This is a genomic window from Rhodococcus sp. T2V (genome assembly GCF_029269925.1).
Lineage (GTDB): Bacteria > Actinomycetota > Actinomycetes > Mycobacteriales > Mycobacteriaceae > Rhodococcus_F > Rhodococcus_F koreensis.
Genome location: NZ_JARJBD010000055.1, coordinates 21162 through 33386 on the forward strand (window position 1 = coordinate 21162; position 12225 = coordinate 33386).

The window sequence follows — 12225 nt, forward strand, 5'->3', positions numbered from 1 at the left end:
ACCGAGGGAGACCGATGAGATTCGAGCAGTTGCGATATCTGGAAGCAGCGCTTCGGACCGGATCGTTCCGTCAAGCCGCCAAGGAACTCGACATCTCTCAGCCGACGATCACCAACCAGGTGCAGCGGCTCGAGGAGGACCTCGGCGTCGTGCTCGTGGTTCGCGGTGCCAAGGGAGTTCGACCGACGTATGCGGCCGAACGGATCCTGCCGCACGTGGTCGCCGCCGTTCAGGCCGAACACCTGATGCGCGAGGAGGCCAGCGCCATCGGCGGCCTGAAACTCGGCACCGTCCGCCTGGGCACTGTGCCCGCGGGATCTCAGACGATCCTTCCCGGGGTGGTCAAGCGCCTGTTGAGCGACTTTCCCAACGTGCGTTTCGAGGTGGAGGAAGGTCCCTCGAGAATGGTGAGCCGCGGCGTCCTCAGCGGCCATTTCGACGTGGGCCTGGTGACGCGTCTGGCCGGAATCGATCTGATTCCGGCGGAGCAGGCTCTGCTGCACCACGTCGACTTGATCTCCGGCCGACTGGTGCTGGCGGTCCCGGAGAACCATCGCCTCGCCAGCAAGGACGGCTTCGAGGCCGCCGACCTGGAGGGCGAGCCGCTGATCTTCCCGGCGGAGACCAGCATCCTCCGTACCGCCTTCGAGCAGCTACTCGACGGAATCGAAGCCAGGATCGTCTACGCCACCAACAACGCCGAAGCGTCGCAGAACATGGTGCGCGCCGGCGTCGGGATCTGTATGGCGAACACACTTCTCAGCTCGACGGTGAGCGGCAACGGCGTCGCGCTCGTGCCCCTTCCCTTCGAGTGGGCCCATGCCCGCATCTCCGCGATCGTCAGGAATGACGAAGCGCGGACGTCTGCGGTGCAGGCATTCCTGGGCTTGTTGCGGGAATCTGCCAAGAATTACTGACGGCGCTGTCGACCGGGACACGGTCGCGACGGTCCGATAGCGCACCCGTATCACCCCGCCAACGCTGCGGACCTTCCCAAGCCCTGTGCGGCTGACCACACTGAATACGTGCCGAGCGAGCGAGATCGCCGCCGGATCCGACGTTCAGTGAGGAACTTCAGGTGTCAGTCGATACAGCACAGCCATGCACCCGGGACGCAGTCGCCGAACTCATTTCCGTTGCACGGGAGAGAGACTCGGCGATGTTCACGGAGGCGGAAGGTAAATCCCTGCTCTCCGCCTTCGGGATCGACACCCCCCGGGGCATCGAAATTGCTGTCGGCCAGATGATTTCCGACGACATTCGCGAGCCGTTGGTCGTCAAGGCCATCTCGTCCACACTCGTCCACAAGTCCGACGCCGGCGGCGTGCGGGTGGGGGTGCGCCGCGACGAGATCGACGAGGTCGCTGCACGGATGGGCGAGCAACTGGCCGCCGCCGGGCACCGCTTGGACGGCCTCCTCGTCGAGGAAATGGTCCCGTCCGGTCACGAAGTGATCGTGGGAGCAGTTCGGGCTCCGGGGCTGGGCTGGACCGTGATGGTGGGCCTCGGCGGCGTACTGGTCGAGGTCTTCGAGGATGTGGCGTTCGGTCTCGCACCGCTCGCGAACGAACAGATTCTCGACATGCTGCACGCACTGCGCGGCATGAAGGTGCTCGACGGAGCCCGCGGTGGGGAGAAGGCAGACATTCCTGCCTTGGTGACACTGATCTCGCGACTCGCCGGGCCGAACGGTCTGCTGCAGTCGCTGCCGGACGACGTGATCGAGATCGACCTGAACCCGGTCATCGTTTCCGGAACACGCGCAGTGGCCGTGGACGCACGTTTCGTCGTCGGTCCGGTGGAAGACACCGGATCCGCACCCGGGGACCGTGATGACGGCCGGGTCACCGATTTCACGCCGCTGTTCCATCCGCGCAGGATCGCGGTGCTCGGCGCGAGCGGTCAGCGGCCGAATCTCGCGAACCGGTTCATCCGGAACATTCTGAGCGGCGGGTTCGACGGCACCATCGTGCCGATCCATCCGACCGCGGACAGCATCGAAGGACTTCCCACGGTGCCGTCGCTGGCCGAGGTCGATCAACCGATCGACTACGCGTTCGTGGCGCTGCCTGCGACCCGTGTCAGCGAGGCGCTGAGCCGAGGCGCCGGCCGAGTTCGGTTTGCCCAGGTGATCTCCAGCGGATTCGGTGAGGTCGAGGAAGGAAAGGATCTCGAGGCGACCCTGGTCCAGACCGTGCGCGACGCGGGCATTCGGCTGCTCGGCCCGAACTGCCTGGGCACGCACGCCTCAGCCGGTCGGCTCTCGTTCGTGCCTGAAGCTCCCCTGACTCCGGGAACGACGGCGGTGGTCTCGCAGAGCGGCGGGCTGAGTGTCGACATCCTGCGTGTCGGATCGTTGCGCGGCATCGACTTTCACAGCGTGGTCAGCATCGGGAACGGCGCAGACGTCACCGCTGCCGAGCTCGTCGAATCCGCCCTGCGGAACGACGAGGTCCGTGTCATCGGCCTGTACCTCGAGTCGCTGGCGGCGGCACGCGAGGTCCTCGACGTGCTGACCCGGGCCGAAATGCGCAAGCCGGTAGTGCTTCTCGCCGGTGGCCGAACCAGCGAAGGCTCGCGGGCGGCGACCAGCCACACCGGTGCCCTCGCGGGAAATCACCGACTGTGGCCCGCGATCGCGCGGCAGGCCGGAATGACACTCGTCGATTCACTCGAGGACTTCGCGACGGCCCTGCACGCCCTGTCCACCCTCGACCTCACGGTCAAGCCGAACGGTCGCGATGCTGTTCTGTTCGGCAACGGCGGCGGCGCGAGCGTCCTCGGCGCCGACGCACTCGAGCGGCAGGGATTGGCCACACCGCCGCTCGCCGATTCCGTGGTCGAGGAACTGGACGGCCTGGGCCTGCCGCCGGGCAACGGACTGCGCAACCCGATCGACGTGCCCGCGGGGACGCTCGCCGTCAAGAACGGTGCGATCGCGAAGGACGTTCTCGCGGTGGTGCTCGCCGGCAGTGAGCCGGCAGTGCTGATCTCGCACCTCAATGTGGGCATCATCCAGCGCAACCTCGGTGAAACCCACGGCGACGTAACCGGCACCGTCATCGACTCGATCGCAGGCGCCCGCGACGAAGCCACGTCGAACACCCACCAACTTCTCGTCCTCAAGACCGACGGCAGCGCAGACACGGAGGCATTGATCACGACGTACGCGCACCGCGCCCGCACACGCGGAATCCCGGTCTTTCCGGCCTTCGAGGACGCGGCCCTCGCCGCACGGGCGGTTCTCGAGCAGGGACAGCGGACATACCAGGCGTCACGCGACGCAGACGGAAGGTAGTAGAGATGTCACAGGACACAGTGATGGCTGAACCCACGCTCAGCCGCGAGCAGGAGCACGAAGAACGCCGCGCAGCCGCGCTGGCGATGGGTGGCCCGAAGAAATTGGAGCAGCGGCGCGCCGAGGGCACACTCAACGCCCGCGAGAGGATTGCGTTGATGCTCGACCCCGGAACCTTCCGGGAAAGCGGGTTGTTCACGACCTCGGCCGTCGACGCCGATCGCGACAAGACACCCGCGGACGGCAAGGTGACCGGAACCGGTGAGGTCGACGGCCGGCGCGCAGCCGTCATCGCCTACGACTTCACCGTCAAGGGGTCGTCGAGCAGTCCGGTGAGCAACAAGAAGATGTCCCATTTCAAGGAACTCGTCGTTCAGGTCGGGATGCCGCTGGTCTACCTGTCGGAGTCCACCGGGGTCCGGATGCCGGACGCGATGGGCGGGACCGGAATGGGCGCCGCCAACAGCAAGAAGCGGTTCCTCCGGCAGCGCGAAAGTCCGTGGGCATCCGCCGCATTCGGATACTGCTTCGGATCGGCCGCGTGGCACACCGTGTCCGCCGACTTCGCGGTCTTCCGCAAGGGGAGTGTCCTGGCGGTGTCGAGCCCCGGACTGGTCAGCCGCGCCACCGGTCAGCAAGTCGACGCCCAGGAGCTCGGAGGCTGGAAGGTCCATGCCGAGGTCACCGGCTACGCCGATGCCGTCGCCGACACCGACGAGGAAGCGATCGAACTGATCCGCCGGTTCCTCTCGTACCTGCCTTCGCACAACGGTGAGACACCGCCGGTCGCGCCGATCCCGAGTGGATCGGGTGAGCGTGCCGCCGAACTCAACGACATCGTTCCCCAGGCTCGCACCCAGACCTACGACGTACGCAAGGTCATCGAGATCGTCGCCGACACCGGTTCGGTGTTCCCGATCAAGGCACGTTACGGCAAGAGCCTGGACACCTCGCTGGTCCGGATCGGTGGACAGAGCGTCGGCATCATCGCCAACAACCCGATGTTCAAGGGTGGGGCGCTCGACGGTCCGGCGTGTGACAAGGCGACCAGCTTCCTGGTTCTCTGCGACTCCTACAACATTCCCGTCGTGTTCCTCGTCGACCAGCCGGGATTCCTGATCGGATTGGAAGCCGAGCGGAACAAGATCGCAGGCAAGGTCATCAACTGGATGAACGCCTTGTCCTTGGTGACCGTGCCGAAGATCGCTGTCACGCTTCGCAAGAACTACGGCCAGGCCTACATCAACATGGGTGGCGGACTGACCGCCGACACGACTGCGGGCTGGTGGTCGACGGAGGTGAGCTTCATGGATCCCACGTCGGCGGTGTCGGTCGTCCACGGAGTCGACGCGGAATCCGACCCCGAGCTCTATGCGCAGCGCCTCGCCGAGATGGCGAAGGGGACTACCGCGTACGACGTGGCACGCGTCTTCGGCGTCGAACAGGTCATCGATCCCGCCGAGACCCGTGACTTCATCCTCGGCGCGCTGAAAGACCACTACCGAGCCCGGACCAACGGCATCGGCGAGCACCTGCTGCGCGCCTGGCCGACGAGTTACTGAGGACGATGTCATGAGCTCATTTCCCGATTGCCTGCTGGTCGCGAATCGCGGCGAGATCGCCCGGCGCATCATCGCGACCGCCAACAAGCTCGGTGTCCGCACAGTCGCGGTCTACCACAAGGTCGATGCGGACCTGCCCTACATCGGCGAGGCCGACCAGGCCGTTCAGCTCGAGGGCGACACGCCGGTGCAGGCGTACCTCGACGCCGCTCAGATCGTGCGAATAGCACAGCAAGCCGGTGCGACCGCCGTGCATCCGGGCTACGGATTCCTGGCCGAGAACGCCGACTTCGCCCGGTTGGTGGCCCAGTCCGGACTGACGTGGGTCGGCCCGAGCGCCGAGGTCATCGAGGTGATGGGTGACAAGGTCGAGTCGCGCCGCGTCGTGGCCACTGCCGGTGTGCCGATCAGCGGTGACGTCGGTGCAGCGCTCGAGACGGGCGACGAAGCCGTCGCGGAGGCCGGGCGTCTCGGATATCCGGTGATGGTCAAGGCATCCGCCGGCGGCGGCGGAATCGGCATGGCCGTCGCTCACGACGAAGAAGGCCTGCGCAAGGCGTTCGAGAACACCAAGTCGATGGCGGCGCGGAGCTTCGGTTCCGATCGGGTCTTCGTCGAACGGTATGTGTCGTCCGCGCGGCACGTCGAGATCCAGATCCTGGGTCTGGAGGACGGTTCGATCGTCGCTCTGGGAGAACGGGATTGCTCGACGCAACGGCGTCACCAGAAGCTGATCGAGGAGAGCCCGGCCCCGCACCTGGATCCGGCCCTGCGAGAGCGCCTCGTCGAGAGTTCGATTGCGGCCGCCCAGGCCGTGGGCTATCGGAATGCAGGTACGGTGGAATTCCTGCTCGACGCCGTCACCGGCGACTTCGTGTTCCTCGAGATGAACACCCGTATCCAGGTCGAGCACCCGATCACCGAACTCACTCACGGTGTCGATCTGGTCGAGCAGCAGCTGAGCATCGCGGAGTCGGGCACCACCACACCGGGTTTCGCCCCCGTTTCGCGCGGTCACGCGATCGAGTTGCGGATCTGCGCGGAAGACCCCAAGAGGTTCTTCCCGCGCCCGGGGCCGATCGACGTGTGGCAGGAGCCGACCGGGCCCGGTATCCGGGTCGACGCGGGCTATACGGCGGGCACCGAGGTGACGCCGCACTTCGACTCGTTGCTGGCCAAGGTCTGCGCGTTCGGCGCGACCCGTGAGGAGGCCCGCGCCCGCGCCCTCGCGGCATGCCGGGAGTTCGTGATCGAGGGGCTCGTCACCAACAAGCCTTTCCTCGAACACGTGCTCGGCTCGGAAGAGTTCACGAGCGGGCGATACGACACCGGTGTGGTCGAGAAGATCCAACAGAGACACAAGAACTTGGCCAGAAGGAGTGCGTGAGATGTCAGAGACGATCGAGTCGGATATGGGTGCCAACGTGTGGAAGATCCTCGTCGCACCGGGTGACCGAGTGGAGGAGGAGGCGACGTTGATGATCCTCGAAGCCATGAAGATGGAGATCCCGATCCTCGCCGAAGATGCAGGCACGATCGTGGCAGTCCACGTCGCCGAGGGCGACAGCGTCGCGTCCGGTCAGCCCCTCGTCGAATTCGAGACAGCATGAGCGCATCGATTCCGCGGCGCATGAAATCCTGGTCGGTCACCCAGCTCGGCGAGCCGATCGACGTCGTGCAACTCGTCGAAGGTGATGTTCCCGAACCTGGTGCAGGGCAGGTCCTCGTGCGTGTCCTGGCGGGCGCAGCCAATTTCCCGGACGTGCTGATGTGCCGAGGCAAGTACCAGGTGCGCCCCGACCTGCCCTTCACCCCCGGACGTGAAGTCTGCGGCGAGGTCGTCGCGGTCGGGCCGGACGTCGTACGGGCAGCGGTAGGCGACCGGGTTCTGGGCCTGACCACTCTTCCCTACGGCGGATTCGCCGAGTACGCCGTGATGGACCAGGGCACGACCCATCCGGCGCCGGCCTCACTCGACGACGCGCAGGCCTCCTGCCTGTTCATCGGATATCAGACCGGCTGGTTCGGACTCCATCGGCTGGCCAGGATCCGGGAGGGGGAGACCCTCCTGGTTCACGCGGCCGCCGGCGGTGTCGGCAGCGCGGCCATCCAGCTCGGCAAGGCCGCCGGTGCCCGGGTCGTCGGTGTCGTGGGCGGCGAGGAGAAGGCCGCCTACGCCAGGCAACTCGGTGCCGATGTCGTCGTCGACCGCAGGCAGGAGGACTTCGTCGGGGTCGTCAAGGAATTCACCGAAGGCAGAGGCGCCGACGTCGTCTACGACCCGGTGGGAGGCGACGTCTACCACCGTTCGACCAAATGCATTGCGTTCGAGGGTCGGATTCTGGTCGTCGGCTTCGCGGGCGGCGAGATCCAGACCGCGGCGCTCAACCACGCGCTGGTCAAGAACTACTCGATCCTGGGGATTCACTGGGGGCTCTACAACACGAAGAATCCCGGCGCTGTCGATCGATGCCACCAGGAACTGTGCACGCTGGCAGACTCCGGAGCCATCGATCCCTTCGTCAGCCAACGGGTCTCGATGGACGCAGTGCCTGCGGCCCTGCAGAGCCTGGGGGACGGAAAGACCGTCGGCCGAGTGGTGATGGAGCACACCGGGATCGGCCGGTAGCCAGTTTGCGGACACCGGGGGCAGCACATCGTCAGGCCACCAGGCATGCACTGATCACTAGGAGTACGAATGTTTGGGTCGAAGCAAGGTGACTCGCCCTTCGGAGAACTGCGGGCATTGGACAGCACCATCTCGAGAAGGTCGATGTTGAAGTATCTCGGTCTCGGCACGGCGGCGGTCGGCGCCACCTCGTTGCTGGCGGCCTGCGGGGGTGGGCCGGGCGCGGGCGCCTCGGGCCAGGCCGCCAAGTTCACCATCGGGTCGTTTCCGGGTGACACCTTCCTCCTCGACGCGGTGAATCTTGCCAACAACGACTTCGCCAGGAACAACCTCAACGTTCCGAAGTTCATCACCCCGCAGAGCGGTGTGCAGGCGCTACAGCTCGTCTCCGCAGGCGCTGTCAACGGCTACAGCTCCGACACCCTGCTGTTGATGGGTGCCCACGCCAACAGCACACAGGGCAAGCGACCGGTCATCATCGGTCTGAAGAACGTGTCCACCACCTACGGGATCGTCGTCGGCCCGAACGGCAACTGGCCCGGCGAAGACGCGACCTTCGAAGAGAAGATGCAGTCGCTGAAAGGCAAGTCGATCGGGGTGAGCGCCATCGGCGCGGGCGGTGATCTGCAACTGGACCTCGCTCTGGAGCTGGCCGGTATGCAATCCTCCGACGTCACCCATCTGGCGGTCGGCCCGTCTGCCTCGGCGATCCCGAACATGAAAGCCGGGCGACTCGACGGCTACGTCTCGGTCCAATGGAGCTCGGGGCTGTTCATCGCCCGGGAGACAGGCGGATCGGTGCTGCTCGACTTCGGCAGGCCGTCGATGCCCGAGACGTTGCGCAACCAGGCCGTCGTCTGCATTTCCACCAGCGAAAGTTTTGCCCAGGAGCACGAGGACGTGCTGAAGAACTGGCTTCGAGCACAGTCGGAGGGCAGCGAATGGATGCTCTCCCACAAGGACGAAGCAGCGGAAATCCTGAACTCCGGCACCTTCGACGGCAACGCTCCCGAAATCGCCAAGGCCTACATCGAGCACTACGCGCAGGATGTGGCGCCGAAATTGCAACCGATGTTCAAGGCACCCCGGGATCAGGTCGACCACATGATCGACCTTGCCGTCCGCTTCGGAAATGCGAAGGAAGGCGCTATCAGCTACGAGCAGATAGTCCCCGCCTTCGCACGGGCGTGAGGTCTCACATGGAGTACACACAGACAGGTGCCGCCCCGACGCGTCCCCAATCCCCGCCCGGGCTGGATCTCGATCGAATCACCGACTGGCTGGCCGGGGAGCGACCGGGCCTGGTGGCAGGGGAACTGTCGGCCCGGCTGATCGAGGGTGGGAAATCGAATCTGACCTACGACCTCACCGACGGTGAAAATCAGTGGATCGTGCGTCGTGCGCCACTGGGCGAGGTCATGGCGACGGCTCACGACATGCGCCGGGAGTACCGAATGGCCGGCGCACTTCGAACCACCGACGTCCCCGTGCCTGCGATGATCGCCTACTGCGACGACAAGGACGTTCTCGGCACCGACTTCTACCTCATGGAGCGGATCGAGGGCGTGCCGTACCGGTACGCCGATGAGCTCAGGCCACTCGGCGCGGCTCGAACCCGAGCCATCTCCGTCGAGCTGGTATGCACGCTGGCGAAGCTGCACCGGGTAGAGCCGCGAGAGGTGGGCCTGAACGACTTCGGTCGTCCCGAAGGCTTCCTGGGACGGCAGGTGAAACGCTGGAAGACCCAGCTGGACGCGTCCTACACCCGCGATCTCGCCGGCGCCGACGAGCTCTACACGGCACTCGTCGCGGCCGTCCCCACGAAGTCGGCCGCGGGCATCGTCCACGGTGATTTCCGCTTGGACAACGTGCTCGTCGGCGCCGACGACATGCCTGCCGCGGTCATCGACTGGGAGCTGGCGACGCTGGGTGATCCGCTTCTGGACCTGGCCTTGATGCTCACCTATCAGCGGCGAGCGAAGATCGTGTCCGAACGGGATTCGACGGAACCGGCCAAGTACGACGCGACGCTGGCACCCGGATACCTCACCGAGAAACAGATCATCGAACACTACGAAGCCGAGAGCGGTCGTGAACTGGAGGGATTCGGCTTCCACCTCGGTCTGGCCTGCTTCAAGCTCGCCGCGATCTCCGAGGGCGTCCGGTATCGGCACATCAATCGTCAAACCGTGGGTGCGGGTTTCGAAGACAGCGGCAGCACTGTGCCGTTGCTGCTCGAACTCGGGCTCGACTCACTGAAGGAGTACAAGTAGATGGAATTCTCGACAGACGCCCGGACCGACGGGTTGCGCAAGGAAATCGTCGATTTCATGTACGGGCACGTCTACCCGGCCGAGGCGGCGTACCTGGACGAGCTGGACGGCCTCGAGGACCGCTTCGCGTGGTCGGAGTCTCCCATCCTGCAGAAGCTGAGAGCGGAGGCACGCAGCCGTGGGCTGTGGAACCTCTTCCTCCCCGGGGCCGAGGGTGCCGGGCTGACGAACGTGCAGTACGCGCCGCTCGCCGAGATCACCGGCCGCAGCAAGCTCCTCGCTCCCGCCGCGCTGAACTGTTCGGCACCGGACACCGGCAACATGGAACTGCTGTCGATGTTCGGCACCGAGCAGCAGAAGAAGGAGTGGCTCACCCCGTTGCTCGAGGCCGAGATCCGTTCGGCCTTCGCCATGACCGAGCCCGACGTCGCGTCCTCGGACGCCACCAACATCTCCACGAGTATCGTTCGCGACGGCGGCGACTACGTGATCAACGGCCGCAAGTGGTACATCAGCGGGGCGATGAATCCCAACGCCAAGATCCTGATCGTGATGGGCAAGACGGATCCGTCGGCCGACAGGCATCGCCAGCAGAGCATGATCCTGGTACCGCGGGACACCCCCGGCGTCCACATCACGCGCGCGATGAAGGTCCTGGGTTACGACGACCATCACAGCGGTGGACACGCCGAGATCGAGTTCACCGACGTGCGGGTTCCGGTTGCCAATCTCATCGGCAACGAGGGCGACGGCTTCGGGATCGCCCAGGCCAGGCTGGGACCCGGCCGGATCCATCACTGCATGCGCGCCATCGGTATTGCGGAGCGGGCGATCAAGCTCATGTGTGAGCGGGCCGACGAACGCGTGGCGTTCGGCAAGCCGCTCAGCCAACAGGGCGTGATTCGCGACTGGATCGCCGAATCGCGGGTCCGCCTCGAGCAGTTGCGCCTGCTGGTCCTCAAGACGGCCTGGCTCATGGACACGGTGGGCAACAAGGGCGCACACACCGAGATCCAGGCAATCAAGATCGCCACTCCGTCGACCGTCGAATGGATCATCGACAAGGCAATCCAGGTCCACGGCGCCGGCGGACTCTCACAGGACTTCTTCCTCGCTCCGGCAGCCGCGTACGTCCGCACGCTGCGGTTCGCGGACGGACCCGACGAGGTGCACAAGAACGCGCTGGCGCGCAATGAACTTCGCCGCCAGGCCGCACGACGCAGTGCCTGACCCTTCGGTCGGCCTCTGCTGAGTTCGTTCGGCCCGCTCGCCCACGAAGCGAGCCGGTTTCGCCGTGACGTCGCACCCGTGTCCCCCTGACCCGTAACCCGGGTGAGGGGGACACTGTCGTGTGGAGGGCCGTTCGGCAGGCGACTGTGGCTATCGCCTTGATAGTGAGTGAGACATTGATCTCACCCGCAGGACCCGCGCATGATCATGACGTGCCAAATCATCTTGCTCAGCATGGTGCCGACTCGTCCTCGCCCGCATCGCCGGTCATGCGGCGACCCGGAAACCAGACGCTCGAGGTCGCGCGGAAGGACGTCGTGGCAGACGGCGTCGTGAAACTGCGGCTCGAGGAGCCGTCCGGTGGGCGGCTCCCGCATTGGACGCCCGGCGCGCACATCGACCTGGTCATGCCGACCGCGGACGGTGGTGGTTCCCAGGTGCGGCAATACTCGTTGTGCGGCGACCGGTGGGATGCCTCCGCCTATGAGGTCGCCGTGTTGCGGGAGCCGAACTCCCAGGGCGGATCGCAGTTCATCCACGAGAATCTGGCCGTCGGGGACATGCTCAGTGTCGGCACCCCTCGGAACAATTTCGGTCTCGCTCAGGCGAGCCGATACGAATTCATCGCCGGCGGCATCGGGATCACCCCGATCATGACGATGATCGCCGCAGCCGAGAAGCTGGGAATCGACTGGCACCTGCTCTACGGCGGTCGGTCGCGTCGCTCCATGGCCTTCCTCGGCGAACTGGCTCGATACGGAGACCGCGTCACGGTGTGGCCGCAGGACGAATCGGGTCATCTGAAGCTCGATTTCCTCGACGAGCCGACGGAGGGGGCCAAGGTCTACTGCTGCGGACCCGAGCCACTGCTGGCGGCGGTCGAATCCGCTTCCACGAACTGGCCCGGATGGGCCGTCCGGTTCGAGCGGTTCGTTGCGCCTTCCCAGCCGCCACCGGTCCGCACCGAACCCTTCACGATCGAACTGTCCCACTCGGGCAGGACCGTCACCGTCGGTACCGAACAGACCGTTCTCGAGGCCCTGGACGCCGCCGGCGTCCCGGTGTTGTCCTCGTGCAACGAGGGAGTCTGCGGCACATGTGAAGTCGGAGTCGTGGGCGGTGTCCCCGATCATCGGGATTCACTCCTGAGTGATGCGGAGCGCGCCAAGGGAGACCGGATGTTCGTCTGTGTGTCACGTTCGATCACCGAACGACTCGTGCTGGATCTATAGG

The 12225-nt window shown here is 65.6% G+C and carries 10 protein-coding genes; all 10 read left to right on the forward strand.

Annotated features, from left to right (window positions below; all coding sequences use genetic code 11):
• Positions 1-14 precede the first annotated feature (14 nt).
• A complete protein-coding gene (locus P3H15_RS34370) occupies positions 15-917 on the forward strand; it encodes a LysR family transcriptional regulator (protein ID WP_072937215.1) in 903 nt (300 codons plus the stop codon).
• Positions 918-1078: 161 nt separating this feature from the next.
• Positions 1079-3298 carry an acetate--CoA ligase family protein gene (locus P3H15_RS34375; protein ID WP_276141338.1) on the forward strand — a complete coding sequence of 740 codons (2220 nt, stop codon included), beginning with the start codon at positions 1079-1081 and terminating at the stop codon, positions 3296-3298.
• A gap of 23 nt (positions 3299-3321) precedes the next feature.
• Entirely contained in the window at positions 3322-4860 is a 1539-nt protein-coding gene (locus P3H15_RS34380; protein WP_276141339.1) for an acyl-CoA carboxylase subunit beta, read from the forward strand.
• A gap of 10 nt (positions 4861-4870) precedes the next feature.
• Entirely contained in the window at positions 4871-6247 is a 1377-nt protein-coding gene (locus P3H15_RS34385; RefSeq protein WP_276141340.1) for an acetyl/propionyl/methylcrotonyl-CoA carboxylase subunit alpha, read from the forward strand.
• Between the two features lies 1 nt (position 6248).
• Complete coding sequence (locus P3H15_RS34390) at positions 6249-6470, forward strand: biotin/lipoyl-binding carrier protein (RefSeq protein ID WP_072937218.1); 222 nt, start codon at positions 6249-6251, stop codon at positions 6468-6470.
• A gap of 20 nt (positions 6471-6490) precedes the next feature.
• Positions 6491-7489, forward strand: a complete 999-nt coding sequence (locus tag P3H15_RS34395) for an NADPH:quinone oxidoreductase family protein (protein WP_276141375.1) — start codon at positions 6491-6493, stop codon at positions 7487-7489.
• Positions 7490-7633: 144 nt separating this feature from the next.
• The gene (locus P3H15_RS34400) at positions 7634-8680 is read left to right on the forward strand and encodes an ABC transporter substrate-binding protein (protein ID WP_276141341.1); all 1047 of its coding nucleotides are present in this window, start codon (positions 7634-7636) and stop codon (positions 8678-8680) included.
• 8 nt (positions 8681-8688) lie between these two features.
• Positions 8689-9762, forward strand: a complete 1074-nt coding sequence (locus P3H15_RS34405; RefSeq protein ID WP_276141342.1) for a phosphotransferase family protein — start codon at positions 8689-8691, stop codon at positions 9760-9762.
• Positions 9763-10992, forward strand: coding sequence for an acyl-CoA dehydrogenase family protein (locus P3H15_RS34410; protein ID WP_276141343.1), 1230 nt, complete (start codon positions 9763-9765; stop codon positions 10990-10992).
• A gap of 269 nt (positions 10993-11261) precedes the next feature.
• Positions 11262-12224: a PDR/VanB family oxidoreductase gene (locus P3H15_RS34415; RefSeq protein WP_276141344.1), complete on the forward strand. Its 963-nt coding sequence runs from the start codon at positions 11262-11264 to the stop codon at positions 12222-12224.
• Position 12225 lies beyond the last annotated feature (1 nt).